Origin of the sequence: Loktanella sp. 3ANDIMAR09 (genome assembly GCF_001420005.1) — a bacterium.
In the GTDB taxonomy this organism is placed as follows: Bacteria; Pseudomonadota; Alphaproteobacteria; order Rhodobacterales; family Rhodobacteraceae; genus Loktanella.
In genome coordinates, this window is record NZ_LJAK01000001.1 from 24,643 (window position 1) to 40,849 (window position 16,207).

The window sequence follows — 16,207 nt, forward strand, 5'->3', positions numbered from 1 at the left end:
GGGGGCGCTGCGATCACCTGAAGCCCTGGCAAAGCCACCGTTACTGCGCGACGCCGTAACGGGTGACCCAGTCATCGGCGATGCGGGTCATCCAGCTGGGATGCGGTTCGGCCTGAACGGTGCCCAGTTCAGCGGGCGACAGCGTGGCCACGCCCAGTTCCAATGCGTCAAAGGCCGCGCGCTGATCGGCGTCCAGTTTGTCCATGTCCAGCACCGTGCCATAGCCCAGCACGTCGGGGTCCTGCGCACGGGCCTGCGCCTCGGGCGACATCAGGAAATTCGCGACGACCATCGCGCCCTCTGCACTACCGGAATTATAGGGGATCGCGACAAAGCTGGCGTTGCCGATGGTGCCCTTGTCCAGAACAAAGGTCCGCACGGTGTCAGGCAGCTCGGAATTTGCGATCGCAGTCGATGCTGCACCCGGCGAAAAGGAAATCGACAGGTCCAGTTCCGCATCCGCGATCAGCGGGAACATGGCCGTGCCGGTCGCGGGATATGCGCGACCTTCGCGCCACAGGGTCGGCGTCAGCGCATAGAGGTAATCCCACAGCGGAGCCGTCACGGTATCGTAATTTTCATCCGTCGCGGGCGATTGCAGTACGCTGGGATCGTCCAGCGTATCGACCAGCACCTGTTTCAGGAACGTGGTGCCCAGAAAATCCGGCGGCTGCGGATAGGTGAACCGGCCGGGGTTGGCGGTGGACCAATCCAGAATGGCCTGCATCGATCCCAGCGGTTCCATGTCGGCACTGTCATAGACGAACACGACCTGCGCCATGGCCCAGGGGGATTCGTAGCCTTCGACGGGGACGGTGAAATCGGTCTGAACGGTCTTGCCGTCGACATCGACATACTGCCAGTTCGGTAGCTGTTCGGCAAAGGGACCGAACAACAGGTCAGCCTCTTTCATCGCGGCGAAATTCGCGCCGTTGATCCAGATCATGTCGATCGCACCGTCGGTGTCGGTGCCGGCCTGCTTTTCGCTGAGCACGCGGGTCACGGCATCGGCGGTATCCGTCAGCTTGACGTGTTCCAGCGTGACGCCGTAATCCTCGGCCACACGCTCTCCGACCCACGCGATAAAGTCATTGGTCGTCGTGGAACCACCCCAGGCATTCCAGAATACGGTCTGCCCCTGTGCGGCAGATGTCACGGCATCCCAGTCGGCGGGGTCAGCCTGCGACCATGCGGGCGTTGCCGCAACAGCCGCGAGTAGAGCGAGATATTTCATGTAGAGGGTCCTTTATCCACAAAGATACGCGACGCGCCGTAAATCCGAAGTCCGGCGGTCAGAAAACACAACATTCCAAACATCCACGCCAGCGCAGGAAACGCTGCCGGGAACATGCAGATGACAACAAAGAACACGATGGTCTCGGTGCCTTCAAGAATGCCATTTGAATAATACAAGGATTTGATCCCTTGTGCGCGGGTTTCCAGGCCGTGTTTTTCGGCCAGGATGGCGTAGCCCAGAAAACTGGTGCCGTTGACATAGAACGCAAACAGCAAGAACGCCCCGGCCAAGGTGTTTTGCGCGGGGTCCAAAACGACAAAGGCGAATGGCACGGCCCCGTAGAACATGAAATCGGCAGCAATATCGAGGTAGCCCCCGAAATCGGTGCCTTTTGTTGCGCGGGCGACAGCCCCGTCCAGACCGTCGGCGATGCGGCTGGCCAACAGCGGGATCAGCGCCAGCAGCGGCGCGCCCAGCGCGATGACCAGTGCCGACAGCACGCCCAGCGCCAGCCCCAGCAAGGTCACACCATTGGCCGTCCAGCCCGCAGCGGCCAGACGCGCGCCTGCGCGGTTCAGCGGCGGGTCGATCAGACGGCGTGCGGCGGCGTCAAACATGGTCGGGGGTCTCCTCTTGGGACAACCTGACGCAGGTCGCGTGGACTGACAACGGACCTGACGCTAACGTGAGGGGCTGCAACGTGGCGGCCTCTAGGCCCCGTGCACGTCGCGGCTGTCGGCGGGGGCCTGATCGCGGTCGAACATGCCATAATCCCGGATCACCCCGGCCACTCGCAGACGGTAATCCGCGAACATGCCGTCGCGCCCGGCCTGCTGGGCACCCCGATGGGCCGTCAGCCTGCGCCAGTCGTCCAGTGCCTTTTCATCCCGAAAGAACGACACCGACAAAAGCTTGTCAGGGTTGGTCAAACTCTGGAACCGCTCGACCGAAATGAAACCGTCGATCTGTTCGACCAAGGGGCGCATCTTTGCGGCCATGGCCAGATAATCGTCCTTTTTGCCGGGCGCGGGCGTGACCTCGAAAATAATGCCGATCATGTGTTTTCCCTTGCGATGCGGGGGCGGCCACGTGCGGTGACACGGATGGTCGCCCCGTAGAATATGTCCGATCCCTCGACCTCGGCGCGATTGATATCACGCACGACAGCGACTTGCGGGTCACTAACCCCGGCATCGGCCGCGCGGGCCGTCACCGTGGCGGTCAAATCCGCGATCAGCGCATCCATCGCAGTATCAGGGTCGCTGTAGGACACCGGACCACCCGACAGATGCGCGACAAACCGACCGCCCCCCGGCGCGCTGACCGTCCCGGTGGCATGCTGCGACACCTGCCCCACCACAGCACCGATGGCATTGGCGACATCGGCGTGTTCCGGCACGATCACCCGGGTGTGCAACGCATCCCCCACCGCGCCATAGTAGCTGGCGGCAGATGCGCCCAGTCCGATCACCGGCACCGCCAGCGACAATTGCGTGGCGATCAGACCATTGTGCCGCGCCAACCCGGCCCGGGTCAGCGGGTGCCGCGCCAGCGCATCCGGTGTGGCATCCCCCCAGGCGCCCGGATCGTCGGCAAAAGCCGCCTGCAGCAGGCAATCCGCCGTCTGTGCCGTGACCTGATCGATGATCCGCCGCGCCAGCGCGCCTGCATCCGCTGCACAGCGGCTGCCATCGCCACGCCTGCGCCGGGCAAAGAGCGTCAACGCCTTTTGGGCAGCGGTCCCATCCCATTGATCGGTCAGGCCCAGCACATGCGCCGCATCCGATGGTGTGACACCCGCCACCATGACCAGCCCGCGTGTGACAAGCCGTGTCAGCGCCGGTGCCTCCATCCGGCTGAGAACGACATCACCGGTGCGGCGCGGCCCCTCCGCCAGGCGGCTCGCGACCAATGCCTCGCGCTTGTCCAGCCCCACGGGTGGGGCCGACCACAGCGGCACGGCAAAGGTGCCGCCATCCAGCGGCGGGCCGATCGCCGTCAGCGCAAGATCCAGCGCCGCGTGCACAAGTGTCGGATGGCTGACGGCCAGCAACGCAATGGGCATCACCCGGCGCGGCCCCAGGCGCAAATCGCCCGACAGCCCGTCTTGCAGATGCACCTCGCTGTCGCCGCCCAGCCCCCAGGTCCGCATCGCGACCGCCTCGACCATGGTGCGGAAACCACCCACCAGTGCACCCTGCGGGTCGATCCGGGGCCGACCGTCGGTCAGCTGGCAGATATCCGTCGTGGTTCCCCCGATGTCGGACACCAGCGCATGGGACGTCTCCGTCAACCATGCAGCACCCGCGGCGGATGCGGCAGGCCCCGAAAGGATCGTCTCGATCGGGCGGCGACGCGCCAGATCAGCCGGGATCAGTGCCCCGTCGCCGCGCACCACCATCAGGCGCGCACCGGTTCCAATCGACGCCAGATGCGCCTCGACCGCATCGATCAGCGACGCGATCATGCCGATCAGTCGGGCGTTCAGCACCGCCGTCAGGGCACGTTTCGGACCACCAAGGGCCGCCGACAGTTCGAACGAACAGGTCACCGGCAGTCCGGTCTGTGCCCGGATCGCATCGCGCACGGCACGTTCATGCGCGGAGTTGCGCGTGGCAAAACGCGCAGCGACGGCGAAACCGGTGACACCTTCCAGCGCCGCGACCTGCGACGACAGCGATTCAAGGTCCAGGGGTGCCACCTCGGTGCCTGCGTGGTCATGTCCACCCGCCAGCGCAATCACCGGATCGCCGTTCAGCGCCGCATCCAGACCGCCGCGCGACAGCTCTGCCGAATCGAACCCGATGAAAACGAGCGCGACGCGCCCGCCCTGCCCTTCGACCAGTGCATTGGTGGCCAGGGTCGTCGACAGCGACACCATGTCGATCTGTGCGGGGGTGACGTCTGCTGCGGCCAGCGCGGCATCAATGGCGGCCGCGACTCCGGTGGACAGATCAGGCCGCGAGGTCAGCGCCTTGGCCCGGCCCAGCACGCGGGTCGCAGCACCGTCCAGAACAGCCGCATCGGTATAGGTCCCGCCCGTATCGATCCCCAGCAAGTGGCCCATGTCACGCTCTCCTTTGCGCGGCCTTGTGCCAAGGATCGACGGCGCTGTCAGCAGCGATGTGTGCAGGGGGCTGTCTGCCCCCGCGGCTGCGCCGCCCCCCGAGGAATATTTCTGACCAGAAGAAGCATGCGACCGGTGCAACCTGTGCTGCCTTTGCACCGGCCGCGTCAGACTGGTGGTGCCGCAGGCGGGACGTCGCACGCGGCCTGCCCGGCCAGCCAGTTGGCCAGCCGTTTTTGCAACTGCCCCGCGACGTCTGGCCAGTGCAGCACCTCTGTCACGGTTGCCAGCCGCCAGAACTGACCCTCGTCGCCGAAGGTGACCCGGGCATCCCCCGGCAACTGCGCCACGAAAAACCAGACCACCCCCCTGTCGGACTGGTCGCAGGTTTGCCAGCGGATGTCGGCAGGTGTCAGGCACAATCCGACCTCCTCCAAGGTTTCGCGCACGATGGTCTGAAACGGTGTTTCGTCCCCTTCGCGGCCGCCACCGGGAAAATCCCAGTGATCGGGATACGCAATGTCGGGTCTGTCGTCGCGGCGGATGACCAGCAACCGATCGCCGATGAACAGGGCGACCTTTGCCCCGTCGAAACCCGTTGTTGTCATGCGCCGTGCCCCTTATCTTGCGGCCATGCCCAGCCTGTGCCGCGACTGCCTGACGACCTTTGACGACGCGCGGCGCTGTCCCGCGTGCCGGTCACCCCGTATCCTGTCGCATCCCGAACTGTTCGATCTGACGATCGCGCACATGGATTGCGACGCATTCTACGCCAGCGTGGAAAAACGTGACAATCCCGCGCTGGCCGACAAACCCGTCATCATCGGGGGCGGCCGGCGGGGCGTCGTGTCGACCGCCTGTTACGTTGCGCGCATCCGTGGCGTGAAATCCGCGATGCCGATGTTTCAGGCGCTGAAACTCTGCCCCGATGCCGTCATCGTGAAACCGCGCTTCGACGCCTATGTCGCCGCATCCCGCGCCATCCGGGCGATGATGGACGACCTGACCCCCGTGATCGAGCCTTTGTCGCTGGACGAGGCGTTTCTCGACATGACGGGCACCGCCCGGCTTCACGGCGCACCGCCTGCCGTGATGCTGGCCGGTCTTGTCAAACGCATGAAAGACGAACTTGGGCTGACTGGTTCCATCGGACTGAGCCACAACAAGTTCCTGGCAAAGGTTGCCAGTGATCTGGACAAACCGCGCGGGTTCTCCGTGATCGGCAAGGCCGAGACCACGGCATTTCTGCGCCCCAAACCCGTGCGGATCATCTGGGGGATCGGTACAGTCGGGCAGGACCAGTTGGCACAGGCCGGCATCCGCACCTTTGACGATCTGCTGCGCTGGGACCGGCGCGACCTTGGTGATCGCTTTGGCGGCATGGGCGACCGGCTGTGGCGGCTGGCGCGCGGCGAGGACGGCAGGCGGATCAGCGCCCACACCCCGGTCAAGGGCCTGAGCAACGAGACCACATTCAACGAGGACACATCAGACCCCGACATCCTGGACGGGCATATCTGGCGCATGGCCGAGAAAGTGTCTGACCGCGCCAAGGCCAAGGAAAAGGCCGGGCGCGTTGTCACGCTGAAGCTGAAACGCGCCGATCACAAGCTGATCACCCGGCGGCAATCGCTGCGGCATCCGACGCAATTGGCCGACACGATCTATCGCACCGCGCGTGGGTTGTTCGACGGGGCCGCACCGCATCCGGCCTACCGTCTGCTGGGGGTCGGCATTTCCGACCTGACAGGCGTGACCGAGGCCGACCGCGAGGGCGACCTGCTGGACCCCGGTGCCGCAAAGCGCACACAGGCCGAGCGCGCCGCCGACAAGATCAGGGCCCGATTCGGAGCAGAGGCAATCATCAAAGGTCGGGCGCTGCGCTGACGCGCCCTGTTATTCCGCGGCCAGCTGCCCGGCCTGCGGTGCACCGATGGCCGCAATCCGGGACAGGACGCCCGTAATCAGCGCCTTGAAATCCTCAAAATCTGGGCGCAGCGTCAGCGTTGTCTCGTCCATGTAGAGCGCACGGTCGACCTCGACCTGGATCGCGTGCTGATGCCGCGACGGGCGGCCATAGGCCTGGGTGATATAGGCCCCGGCAAAGGGGTTGTTGCGCGCGACCCGCAGACCAGCCGCGACAAAGGCAGCCTCGACAGCCTCGACGATGCGGGGCGATGCGGCCGCGCCAAAGCGGTCCCCGATCACGATCTCTGGGCGTGTGCCGTTCTGGCTGGCCTGGTCCAGCGCCTCGTGCGGCATGGAATGACAGTCGATCAGGATGCCCATGCCGAAATCCCGGCGCGATTCGTCCAGCAGAGTCTGCAACCGGTCATGATAGGGACGCCAGTAGGTGCTGATCCGGTCGTGGGCATCTTCGATCGGAATCCTGCCGCTGTAGATTGCACGCCCACCGGCCACCACACGGGGAATCACACCCAGACCAGACGACACGCGGGGGTTCTGACTGATCCGGCGCACCCCGGCGATCAACGCGGGGTCCAATTCCTCTGGCGCACGATTGAGGTCGACATAGGCCCGCGGCGCAAGGGCGGTCAGAAAAGGCGCGCCGAAATCCGGTGCCCGATCCCAGAGCAGATCGACAAAAGCATCCTCTGACGACCGGATTGCCAGCGAATCAAGCCGGCTGGCAGCGAGAAAGGATTCAGGATAGGCCCGCCCACTGTGGGGTGAGGCGAACACCACCGCCGTGGTGCGCCGTTGCGGCAATGCAATGGAATAGGCGTCGGACGGCATCCGTGGCTCCTGTTGAGAGGGAACAGATAGTGCGATTGTCGAAACCTTCAAAAGGCGCTTGATCCCCTCGCGGTCACCTTCTATAGACCGCCTGACCGACGCAAGGGGCTCGCGCCTCTGTGGCCGGAATGGATGATTAGCTCAGCGGTAGAGCACTTCGTTGACATCGAAGGGGTCACTGGTTCGATCCCAGTATCGTCCACCAGAATTCACCGGGCCTCCGCTGGCCCAGACCGTAACCCAAAGGCGCATCGCCGCGCCGCGACGACAAGAAGGAGACTTTCGATGAAAGTTCGCAACTCCCTCCGCTCGCTCAAGCAGCGCCACCGCGATTGCCGCATCGTGCGCCGTAAGGGCCGCGTCTATGTGATCAACAAGACGCAAGGTCGGTTCAAGGCTCGTCAGGGCTGAACCACCCCGATATTTCGGAATGCAAAAGCCGCGCCCGGCAACGGGTCGCGGCTTTTTCTTTGCGTGGCACACTAGCCCAACGGCCGGGACGTGGCCTAGGGTAGCGGCAACGACACGCAACCCACAGGATCATCATGACCCGCTTGATCGCCACATCCGCCATCGCTCTTTGTGCAGCGTCACCATCGTTTGCCCAGGACGCCGCCTGCCCCGCAGTGAGTGGCACCGGCCAATGGATCGGCGGATCGGCGGCAGCCTCAGATATCGCGACGACAGACAGCTACGGCGAACAGATGGCGCTGGTACTGAATGGCAACCGCTATGCCAGCGTCTTCAGCCTCAGCGCGCCGACCGCGACCCGGATCGAGGCGCAGGGCCGCGCCAACGGCGATCCTGTGCTGACGCTGTATGGGCCTGCGGGCGACGAAATCCTGACGGACGACGATTCGGGCGGCAACGGGGCAGCCCGGGCCGAGGTCGATCTGGACCCAGGCACCTACTGCGCCGTGATCACCAGCTACGACGGCGGACCGATGACCGCCTTTGTGCGGATCGGCAGGACCGAGATGGAACCGCTGACCGAAGGGCTGGGCAACACATCTAATCGCGGACCGGATACCGCCAGTGCGGGCTGTCAGGATGCGGTCAATTTCGGAACACTGGCGCCCGGGGGTGCCCCCCTGTCGATCGCCACAGCCGCCGGGGCGACCGGCTACCTCAGCTTTGACCTGACCGAACCGATGCCGGTCACGATCACCGCCGAAAACGAAGACGCGGACCCACTGATCAGCCTCAGCGGCCCTGACGGCACAAACCTGGGCGAAAACGACGATTTCGACGGGCTGAACGCGCGGCTGGACATCGCCGCCCCACTGGCACCCGGCACCTATTGCATTGCTCTGGACGCGCTCAGCGATGAGGCTGCACCGATTGATGTGACCGTCGCGGGCTATGACCCCGAGGCCGCGCTGATGGGGCTCTATGCGCGTGGCGAGGCAGCCCCGCCGCTGGATGGCAGCGTTCAGATCACTGATCTGGGCACGTTGGAAACCGTATTGCGCGCCGATATCGATGTGGGGTCGGACACCCAGTGGTTCCGCCTCGACGTGCCGTCGGCAGGGGTCATGCTGATCGAGGCAAATGCGATCGGCCCAGCGGGTGATCCCTGGCTCGTTGTGTATGACGTGGCAGGCCGCGAGATTGCGCAAAACGACGACACGCCGTCCGGCACAGACGCGCAGGTAATGCCGCGCGTGAACGCCGAAACCTACCTGATCGGTGTGAAACAGGTCGGAGACCGTCAGGGGTTTGTCCGCCTGCTTCTGGAACGGTTTGTGCCCGCCCAGTGATACCGGACGGGCAGTGCGCCGCTAGCGAAAGGCGTCGACCAGCATCTGACTGACCGTCGCCTGATCCAGATACCCGGTTGCACTCAGATTGCGGTCACGCTGATAGCGGCGGATCGCTCTGCGGCTGTCGTCGTCCAGCTGGCCATCAACCCGACCGGGGTCAAGGCCAAGCTGCGACAGCCGCGCCTCGACCAGCTGCAGGCTGATGGCATCCAGTGACAATTGCGCCTCGCGGGCAGCGGCGGCGGCATTGGTTTCGGCAGCCGCACGTGCGCGGCCCAACCTCTCGTTCGCCTCGGCTGCAAACAGACCGTCAGGGAACCGTTCCAAATAGGCGCGCAGATTGCGCTCGCCGCCGGGGACGCCGGTTTCCTGCCAGTATGCCCGGTCACGACGTTCCAGTTCCGCCCGTGCGGCGGCGGCCTCTGCCTCGCGCTGTGTGGCGCGGGTGGTCGCCTGCGCCGACAGCGTCGCGATCTGATCGCGCGTCAGGAAACCATTGGCCGTGATTCCGTTCTGTTCCTGCCAGCCCGTGATCGCGCCCCGCGTCCCCGGTCCAAATATCCCGTCGATGCCGCGGGTGTCGAAACCCATGATCTGCAAATCGCGCTGGATCGCTTGCCGTGCCTCGGACGACAGGCCCAGCGCATTTTCCGCATCACGCAGCGGATTGGGTGGATTGCGCCGCAATTCGGCCAGCCGGGACACGGCATTCGCCGCATTCGCGCCCTGCGGATAGGCGTCCAGATACCGCGCATAGCTGTTTTCGGTGTCGGCAGCGCGGGCCGCCGTCCATGCGGTTTCCTCGCTGTCAGATGTCGCGGCCGTCAGTTCGGGCGGCAGGGTGACACGCTCTGTCGGAACTGCGGCCGCATCGCCGGGGACCAGTGTCAGGCGGTCGGGCACGAAACCGGACAGATCAACGCCGCGGGTCCGGCGTGCGGTGGCAATCACATCGCCTCCGCGCACGGCCAGCGCGTAACGCATCAGGCCTTCGATCGCCTCGGGCGAGCCGCGCACAACCGTGATATTATTCGGTATGTCCAGCGGCCCGACCCCCGCCGACAATCCCGTATCATAATCGGTGTCGGCCCCGGTCTCGCCCAACAGCAACACGGCCTCCTGGGATGCCTGCGCCAGCGCATTCAGCGCCGTCTGAATCAGGATGCCCTGCTGGCCAACCGTAAAATCCTGCGGCGCGGGTGCGTCCTGCCCCATGAACCATGTCAGTGCACCATCTGTCGCGAATTGACCGGACAGCGCCACGACGATCCGGTCTGCATCCTCTGCATCATCCGAAAAGATGCGCGCCTGCGCAAACAGATCATCCACATCGAGGTTGCGACCACCTTTGACGGCAAACCCGTGTTCCCTCAGGGCGGCACCCGCTGCGACCAGACGATCCGCCCGCGACACGTCGGACAGGTCGTCATACTCCGAAATGCCGACCACAAGGGCCGCATCCTTTGCTGCGGCCATCGCCGCGGTGCAGATCAGTGTCGTCACAAGAAGGAATTGCCGCATGTGAGATCCTCTAGGTATCGTAGCTGCGACGGTCCTCGATCACGAGCCCGTCGCGGGGAAGCGTGCCGGGCGCATGAAGCGTGACCGTGCCGCGCAATTTCAGAATATCCGTCACCGCCTTGGACGCCGCTTCGGCGTCAAGGTCCAGCCCTTCGAGCTGGATCGCCATCGTATCGGCGTCACCCTGCCGGTCGGCGATGACGCGCGCCCGATCTGCACCAGTGGCCGTCACCAGTGCCGCGACCTGTTCGGGCCGCACGAACATGCCCTTGATCTTGGTCGTCTGATCGGCGCGGCCCATCCATCCCTTGATACGGGCATTGGTGCGCCCGGTGGCACTGGTGCCGGGCAGGACCGCACTCAGATCACCGGTGGCGAAACGGATCAGCGGATAATCCGGGTTCAGCGTGGTGACGACGACTTCGCCGACCTCGCCCGGTGCGACGGGCGTGCCCGTGCCCGGTGTCACGATCTCGACGATAACGTGTTCGTCCAGGATCATCCCGTCGTCCACCGCGGCCTCATAGGCGATCAGGCCCAGATCAGCGGTGGCATAGCATTGCAGGCAGGTGATCCCGCGATCGGCATAATACTGGCGCAGTTGTGGAAACAGCGCGCCGCCCGACACCGCAGCCTTGGTGATCTTCAGCGCAACACCCATCGCGTCGGCCTTTTCCAGGATCACCTTGAGGTAGTCCGGCGTCCCGGCATAGGCCGTCGCACCCAGCGCATGGGCGGCCATGACCTGCTGCTCGGTCTGACCCGTGCCTGCCGGAATGACCCGCGCACCGACCGCCGCCGCACCGTTTTCGAACATCGTGCCGGCAGGTGTCAGGTGATAGGCGAAACAATTCTGGACAGTGTCACCCGGACCGATACCGCAGGCGTGCAGAAACCGGCCAAAGCGCCACCAGTCAGGCGCATTGCCACCGGGTTCGTAGATCGGGCCAGGCGATTGAAAGACATGGCTGATGTGCGACACCGGAATGCCGCCAAATGGCGGAACTTCGGCCTGCATGCGCCCCAGATCGGATTTGCGCAGCACCGGCAGGCCGGGCAAATCGTCCATTTCGGCGACCACCCCGCCGCTCAGCCATGACGCGTCAGACCCTGCAACGCGGTCAATCTGCGACTTCAGGCCCGCCAGCTGCGCGCGCTCGCGCGTCTGTGCATCGCGGGTTTCAAGATCGTCGAAATAGATGGTCATGGCGGTCACTCCTGTCCGGGGGTTGATGGGGGTCATCCGCGGACACGTGTCATCCCATGGCCGCGGGAGGGCGTTATGCAATATCAGTCATGGGTCATGGGATCGCGGCGATGGACGGCTGGCAGCAGCCGACCCCGCCTCAGGCCAGCCAGCGCTTGCGCCGCCGGTAGCTGCGCACATCACGAAAGCTCTTGCGGCCTTCGTCGGACATGCCGAGGTAGAACTCCTTGACGTCCGGGTTTTCGCGCAGTTCCGCTGCCGGTCCCTCCATCACGACGCGACCGGACTCGAGGATATAACCGTGATGCGCAAACCGCAGGGCCACATTGGTGTTCTGTTCCGCCAGCAGGAACGACACGCCCTCCCGCTCGTTCAGATCCTTCACGATGCCGAAAATCTCTTCGACCAGCTGCGGGGCAAGACCCATCGACGGCTCATCCAGCAGGATCGTCTCGGGCCGCGACATCAGCGCGCGCCCGATGGCGCACATCTGCTGTTCCCCACCCGAGGTATAGCCCGCCTGGGATTTGCGCCTCTCGCGCAGGCGCGGGAAATAATTGTAGACCATCTCGAGGTCGGCACTGACAGCGCCGGACCCGTCGCGGCGCGTATAGGCACCGGTCATCAGGTTTTCCTCGATGGTCAGATGTTCGAAACAATGCCGGCCTTCCATGACCTGGATCACGCCGCGCTGCACCAGATCAGTGGGTGTCAGGTCCTGCACGCGGTCACCGCGATACTTGATCGACCCTTTTGTCACCTCGCCACGTTCGGATTGCAGCAGGTTGGAAATCGCCTTGAGCGTGGTGGTCTTGCCCGCACCATTGCCCCCCAGAAGGGCCGTGATGCCCCCCTTGGGCACCTTCAGCGACACGCCCTTCAACACGAGGATCACGTGATTGTAGATCACCTCGATATTGTTGACCTCCAGCAAGGTCTCGGTCGCGGTCTCGGTGGTGTCCAGCATGGCGCGGTGTCCCCTGCATCATCTTGCCAAAAATACTCAGAATCGGGCGGCCCCGGCAGGGGCCGCCCGACATCAGGCTTACAAACAGCCCGGCGTGATGTTGTTTTCTGCCGCAAAGGCCATCGCGTCCTCGGTGATCAGCGGATCGATGACGCTGTCGTCGGGGGCGATGAAATCGGTCAGCGGCACGAACACACCGTCAGCGGCGTTCCACTGTTGCACCAGACCTTCACCCGAACCGCCGTGGTTCTGACAGTTCACGCTGAATTCCGGCCCGATTCCGCCCATGCCCAGCTCGGTCATGCGCGCCTCGGTGATTTCCAACGCTTCCATGCCGTCGCGCATCATCGCAGGCGTGATGTCGGACACGCCGTGGATTTCCTGCGCCTTGGCTATGGCCTCGGCCGCCAGCATGGCCGCATACATGCCGCGCACGTACAGCACCTTGCCCAGGTTGTCGCCCGCACCAGCCGCAAGGCCGGCATCCACGACCAGCGTCTGGATCTCATCCAGCACCGGATAATCCTGGATACGGTTCATGTTCAGCGATTTGTAGCCATCAGCCGCAGCACCCGCGGGTGTCACGTCATGTTCGGCACCCGCCCACCAGTTACCGATGAAGTTCTCCATCGGGAAGCCGACGTTCGCTGCCTCTTGAACCGCGACCTGGTTCATCACGCCCCAGCCCCACATGACAACATAGTCGGGACGCTCGCGGCGGATCTGCAACCACTGCGACTTCTGCTCCTGACCGGGATGATCGACGGCCAGCGTGCTCAAGGTGAACCCGTGCTTGGCCGACAGCTCTTCGAGGGTGCGGATCGGCTCCTTGCCGTAGGCACTGTTGTGATAGACCAGCGCGATGGTCTTGCCGGACAGATCGCCACCGTTCTCGTCCAGCAGGTAGTTCACCGCAACGGATGCCGCGTCCCAGTAGTTGCCGGGATAGTTGAACACCCAGTTGAACACCTCGCCTTCGGCCGCAGACGTGCGGCCATAGCCCATCGTATGGATCGGAATACCGTCCGCCGTTGCCTTGGGGATCAGCTGATAGGTGATGCCAGTGGACAGCGGCTGATACACCAGCGCGCCTTCGCCCTTGGTTGCCTCGTAGCATTCCACCCCTTTTTCGGTGTTATAGCCGGTCTCGCATTCCACGATTCGGACAGGCTCGCCGCCGATGCCGCCATCACGCGCATTCAGCAGGGCAAAGTAGTCCTGATACCCGTCCGAGAACGGAATACCGCCCGCCGCATAGGGACCGGTGCGATAGGACAGGTCGGGGATGACCAGTTCTGCCGCCGCGGTATTGGCCGCCATCAGACCCGCGATGGCCGCGGCCGAAAATGTCGTAAACTTCATTGTCTTCCTCCCAGTTGTGAAATGCCGGGCTTTGCCCCGGTCTTTCGATAAACCCGCGCCTCCTCGCACGAGCCTAATACGGAAACGGCCAAAGCCGCAGCTTCTCCTTGATGTGGCGCCACATCTGCGCCAGCCCGTGCGGTTCCTTGATCAGGAAAAACATGATCAGTGCACCGACCACGACCAATTGCAGGTGGCTGACGATCTGTGTGGGCCAGCCCAGCACATCGACGCCCAGCACCTTGAGCGCGACAGGCAACAGCACCAGGAACGCCGCCCCGGCAAAGCTGCCGAACAGGCTGCCAAGGCCGCCGATGATGCACATGAACAGCACGAGGAACGACTTGTTGATGCCGAATGCCTCGCCGACCTCGACGGCCCCAAGGTAGACCGCAAAGAATAGCGCGCCGGAAATACCGATGAAAAACGATGACACGGCAAAGGCCGTCAGCTTGGCCTTCAGCGGATCAACCCCGATGATTTCAGCGGCGATGTCCATGTCCCGGATCGCCATCCACGACCGACCCACCGTGCCGCGCGTCAGGTTGCGCGCCAACAGCGCGCAGCCGGTCACGAACAGCAGGCAGATCAGGTATTGTGCCGCCGGTGTCGTGTTGGCCCCCGTCACGGCATGTCCGAACACGAACCGTTCCGGCGCATTGATCTGACCCGAGGCCGAATAGTTGTAGAACCAGGACACCTTGTTGAACAACCAAACGAGGAAAAACTGCGCCGCCAGTGTCGCCACCGCCAGGTAGAACCCCTTGATCCGCAGGCTGGGCAGGCCAAAAGCCGCGCCCACTAAGGCCGTGATGCCACCCGCCAGCATGATGTGAACCAGCATCGACACGTCCGGAAAGGACGTCATCAGCTTGTAGCAGGCGTAGGCACCGACGGCCATGAAACCGCCTGTGCCCAGGCTGACCTGTCCGCAATAGCCCGTCAGGATGTTCAACCCGATCGCCGCAATCGCATAAATCAGGAACGGCACAAGGATGGCGTTCGCCCAATAGTCATTGATCACGAACGGGATCACCAGCCAGGCCACCGCCAGCACCGCCCAATACCGCCAGCGGTCGAATGCGATGGGAAAGGTCTGGCTGTCGGCCTTGTACGTCGTCTTGAAATCGCCTGCTTCGCGGTACAGCATCTATTCGTCGCCCTTTTTGTAACGCAAGAACCCGACCTTGCCGTAAAATGCCCCCGCCGCCGCACCGGTCAGCAACAGCAACGATTGTTCCTGGATCGCCAGCACCGAAAACAGCGCACAGGTCGCGGCTCCACAAACCGCCGTAATCAGCCCGGCGCGCGCGGTCTTGATTTCGTTAAACCCTTTCAATGATCTTCTCCCCGAACAGGCCCTGCGGTCGGAACACGAGAAAGATCAGCGCCAGCACATAGGCAAACCAGTTTTCCGTCGCCCCGCCGATCATCGGACCGATCATGTATTCGAACAGTTTCTCACCGACCCCGATGATCAGGCCGCCGACAATGGCACCCGGGATGGATGTGAAGCCACCCAGCATCAGCACCGGCAGCGCCTTGAGCGCGATCAACGACAGCGAAAACTGCACGCCGGACTTTGCACCCCACATCACGCCAGCCACCAGTGCGACCAGACCCGCCAGCGACCAGACCAGCACCCAGATATAGTTCAGTGAAATCCCGACACTTAGCGCTGCCTGATGATCATCCGCCACGGCACGCATGGCGCGGCCCTGCTTGGTGTATTGCGCAAACCCGATCAGGGCCGCGACCAGCACGATGGCGACCAGCGTGGCGACCATGTCCAGTTTGTCGATGAAGAATCCGTAGAAATCATCGCCACCCAGCCCGGCGGTCAGATCCTCGACGAACAGCGAACCGCCCTGCGGCAGGCCGACTGCCAGCGTCTTGATGTCGGACCCCCACATCAGATCGCCCACACCTTCGAGGAAATAGGCCAGACCGATGGTGGCCATGAACAGAATGATCGGTTCCTGACCGACCAGATGCCGAAACACAAAGGTATGCACCGCCCAGGCAAAGAATATCATCACCCCCAGCGTCACCAGAATTGCCGCGAACGCCGGGACGGTCCAGCCAAAGTGATGGATTTCCGTGCCGAATACGGCGTTGATCAGGTGGCTGAACGGCACCTGGCCCTCCATCACACCGACCAGTGTCAGGGCCGCAAACAGGGCCATCACACCTTGTGCATAGTTGAAAATGCCGGACGCCTTGAAGATCAGCACAAACCCAAGGGCCACCAGCGCATACATGACGCCCGCCATGAGGCCGTTGATCACGACCTCGATCCCGTACAGAAAATCAGCTGACATATGCG

Annotated in this window: 16 protein-coding genes and 1 tRNA gene; 4 read left to right on the forward strand and 13 right to left on the reverse strand. The window is 63.7% G+C overall.

The window, feature by feature from the left end:
• Positions 1 to 40: 40 nt before the first annotated feature.
• The 5 genes from AN189_RS00135 to AN189_RS00155 all read right to left on the reverse strand — a co-directional run bounded on the left by AN189_RS00135 (position 41) and on the right by AN189_RS00155 (position 4,912).
• Positions 41 to 1,234, reverse strand: a complete 1,194-nt coding sequence (locus AN189_RS00135) for an ABC transporter substrate-binding protein (protein WP_056029204.1) — start codon at positions 1,232 to 1,234, stop codon at positions 41 to 43.
• Positions 1,231 to 1,854 (reverse strand): CDP-alcohol phosphatidyltransferase family protein, encoded by a 624-nt coding sequence (locus AN189_RS00140; protein WP_056029206.1) that lies wholly within the window; start codon positions 1,852 to 1,854, stop codon positions 1,231 to 1,233. The genes AN189_RS00135 and AN189_RS00140 overlap by 4 nt, the downstream gene beginning before the upstream one ends.
• 93 nt (positions 1,855 to 1,947) lie before the next feature.
• Positions 1,948 to 2,295: an antibiotic biosynthesis monooxygenase gene (locus AN189_RS00145; protein WP_056029209.1), complete on the reverse strand. Its 348-nt coding sequence runs from the start codon at positions 2,293 to 2,295 to the stop codon at positions 1,948 to 1,950.
• Positions 2,292 to 4,304, reverse strand: a complete 2,013-nt coding sequence (locus AN189_RS00150; RefSeq protein ID WP_056029211.1) for a hydantoinase/oxoprolinase N-terminal domain-containing protein — start codon at positions 4,302 to 4,304, stop codon at positions 2,292 to 2,294. Before AN189_RS00150 ends, AN189_RS00145 begins: the two co-directional genes overlap by 4 nt.
• Positions 4,305 to 4,471: 167 nt before the next feature.
• On the reverse strand, positions 4,472 to 4,912 hold the full coding sequence (locus tag AN189_RS00155; protein WP_056029214.1) for an NUDIX domain-containing protein: 441 nt from the start codon (positions 4,910 to 4,912) through the stop codon (positions 4,472 to 4,474).
• Between the two features lie 25 nt (positions 4,913 to 4,937).
• Here AN189_RS00155 and AN189_RS00160 point away from each other — a divergent pair, with 25 nt between their 5' ends.
• Positions 4,938 to 6,191, forward strand: a complete 1,254-nt coding sequence (locus AN189_RS00160) for a DNA polymerase IV (RefSeq protein WP_056030600.1) — start codon at positions 4,938 to 4,940, stop codon at positions 6,189 to 6,191.
• A 9-nt stretch (positions 6,192 to 6,200) separates the two neighbouring features.
• Here the strand turns inward: AN189_RS00160 and AN189_RS00165 are convergent, their stop codons facing one another.
• Entirely contained in the window at positions 6,201 to 7,061 is an 861-nt protein-coding gene (locus tag AN189_RS00165) for an N-formylglutamate amidohydrolase (protein ID WP_056029217.1), read from the reverse strand.
• A 130-nt stretch (positions 7,062 to 7,191) separates the two neighbouring features.
• On the opposite strand from AN189_RS00165, the gene AN189_RS00170 reads away from it, so the two are divergent.
• The 3 genes from AN189_RS00170 to AN189_RS00175 all read left to right on the forward strand — a co-directional run bounded on the left by AN189_RS00170 (position 7,192) and on the right by AN189_RS00175 (position 8,821).
• Positions 7,192 to 7,266, forward strand: a tRNA-Val gene (locus AN189_RS00170).
• An 80-nt stretch (positions 7,267 to 7,346) separates the two neighbouring features.
• Positions 7,347 to 7,472, forward strand: coding sequence for a type B 50S ribosomal protein L36 (gene ykgO / locus AN189_RS18660; protein ID WP_083484190.1), 126 nt, complete (start codon positions 7,347 to 7,349; stop codon positions 7,470 to 7,472).
• 134 nt (positions 7,473 to 7,606) lie between these two features.
• Entirely contained in the window at positions 7,607 to 8,821 is a 1,215-nt protein-coding gene (locus tag AN189_RS00175) for a hypothetical protein (protein WP_056029220.1), read from the forward strand.
• 21 nt (positions 8,822 to 8,842) lie between these two features.
• Here AN189_RS00175 and AN189_RS00180 read toward each other — a convergent pair whose 3' ends face one another.
• From AN189_RS00180 to AN189_RS00210, 7 genes are all read right to left on the reverse strand, one after another.
• Positions 8,843 to 10,345 (reverse strand): peptidoglycan-binding domain-containing protein, encoded by a 1,503-nt coding sequence (locus AN189_RS00180; RefSeq protein ID WP_056029223.1) that lies wholly within the window; start codon positions 10,343 to 10,345, stop codon positions 8,843 to 8,845.
• A 10-nt stretch (positions 10,346 to 10,355) separates the two neighbouring features.
• Positions 10,356 to 11,552, reverse strand: coding sequence for a phenylacetate--CoA ligase family protein (locus tag AN189_RS00185; protein WP_056029225.1), 1,197 nt, complete (start codon positions 11,550 to 11,552; stop codon positions 10,356 to 10,358).
• Between the two features lie 139 nt (positions 11,553 to 11,691).
• The gene (locus AN189_RS00190) at positions 11,692 to 12,519 is read right to left on the reverse strand and encodes an ABC transporter ATP-binding protein (RefSeq protein WP_056029226.1); all 828 of its coding nucleotides are present in this window, start codon (positions 12,517 to 12,519) and stop codon (positions 11,692 to 11,694) included.
• Between the two features lie 78 nt (positions 12,520 to 12,597).
• Positions 12,598 to 13,881, reverse strand: a complete 1,284-nt coding sequence (locus AN189_RS00195) for an ABC transporter substrate-binding protein (protein ID WP_056029227.1) — start codon at positions 13,879 to 13,881, stop codon at positions 12,598 to 12,600.
• A gap of 73 nt (positions 13,882 to 13,954) precedes the next feature.
• The gene (locus AN189_RS00200; RefSeq protein WP_056029229.1) at positions 13,955 to 15,031 is read right to left on the reverse strand and encodes a branched-chain amino acid ABC transporter permease; all 1,077 of its coding nucleotides are present in this window, start codon (positions 15,029 to 15,031) and stop codon (positions 13,955 to 13,957) included.
• Positions 15,032 to 15,220: a hypothetical protein gene (locus AN189_RS00205; protein WP_056029232.1), complete on the reverse strand. Its 189-nt coding sequence runs from the start codon at positions 15,218 to 15,220 to the stop codon at positions 15,032 to 15,034.
• A complete protein-coding gene (locus AN189_RS00210) occupies positions 15,207 to 16,202 on the reverse strand; it encodes a branched-chain amino acid ABC transporter permease (protein ID WP_056029235.1) in 996 nt (331 codons plus the stop codon). The genes AN189_RS00205 and AN189_RS00210 overlap by 14 nt, the downstream gene beginning before the upstream one ends.
• Between the last annotated feature and the right edge of the window lie 5 nt (positions 16,203 to 16,207).

Bases quoted from the DNA above. Each gene is read 5' to 3' on its own strand.
- AN189_RS00135 (WP_056029204.1), bottom strand. From the start codon at position 1,234: ATGAAATATCTCGCTCTACTCGCGGCTGTTGCGGCAACGCCCGCATGG.
- AN189_RS00140 (WP_056029206.1), bottom strand. From the start codon at position 1,854: ATGTTTGACGCCGCCGCACGCCGTCTGATCGACCCGCCGCTGAACCGC.
- AN189_RS00145 (WP_056029209.1), bottom strand. From the start codon at position 2,295: ATGATCGGCATTATTTTCGAGGTCACGCCCGCGCCCGGCAAAAAGGAC.
- AN189_RS00150 (WP_056029211.1), bottom strand. From the start codon at position 4,304: ATGGGCCACTTGCTGGGGATCGATACGGGCGGGACCTATACCGATGCG.
- AN189_RS00155 (WP_056029214.1), bottom strand. From the start codon at position 4,912: ATGACAACAACGGGTTTCGACGGGGCAAAGGTCGCCCTGTTCATCGGC.
- AN189_RS00160 (WP_056030600.1), top strand. From the start codon at position 4,938: ATGCCCAGCCTGTGCCGCGACTGCCTGACGACCTTTGACGACGCGCGG.
- AN189_RS00165 (WP_056029217.1), bottom strand. From the start codon at position 7,061: ATGCCGTCCGACGCCTATTCCATTGCATTGCCGCAACGGCGCACCACG.
- ykgO (WP_083484190.1), top strand. From the start codon at position 7,347: ATGAAAGTTCGCAACTCCCTCCGCTCGCTCAAGCAGCGCCACCGCGAT.
- AN189_RS00175 (WP_056029220.1), top strand. From the start codon at position 7,607: ATGACCCGCTTGATCGCCACATCCGCCATCGCTCTTTGTGCAGCGTCA.
- AN189_RS00180 (WP_056029223.1), bottom strand. From the start codon at position 10,345: ATGCGGCAATTCCTTCTTGTGACGACACTGATCTGCACCGCGGCGATG.
- AN189_RS00185 (WP_056029225.1), bottom strand. From the start codon at position 11,552: ATGACCATCTATTTCGACGATCTTGAAACCCGCGATGCACAGACGCGC.
- AN189_RS00190 (WP_056029226.1), bottom strand. From the start codon at position 12,519: ATGCTGGACACCACCGAGACCGCGACCGAGACCTTGCTGGAGGTCAAC.
- AN189_RS00195 (WP_056029227.1), bottom strand. From the start codon at position 13,881: ATGAAGTTTACGACATTTTCGGCCGCGGCCATCGCGGGTCTGATGGCG.
- AN189_RS00200 (WP_056029229.1), bottom strand. From the start codon at position 15,031: ATGCTGTACCGCGAAGCAGGCGATTTCAAGACGACGTACAAGGCCGAC.
- AN189_RS00210 (WP_056029235.1), bottom strand. From the start codon at position 16,202: ATGTCAGCTGATTTTCTGTACGGGATCGAGGTCGTGATCAACGGCCTC.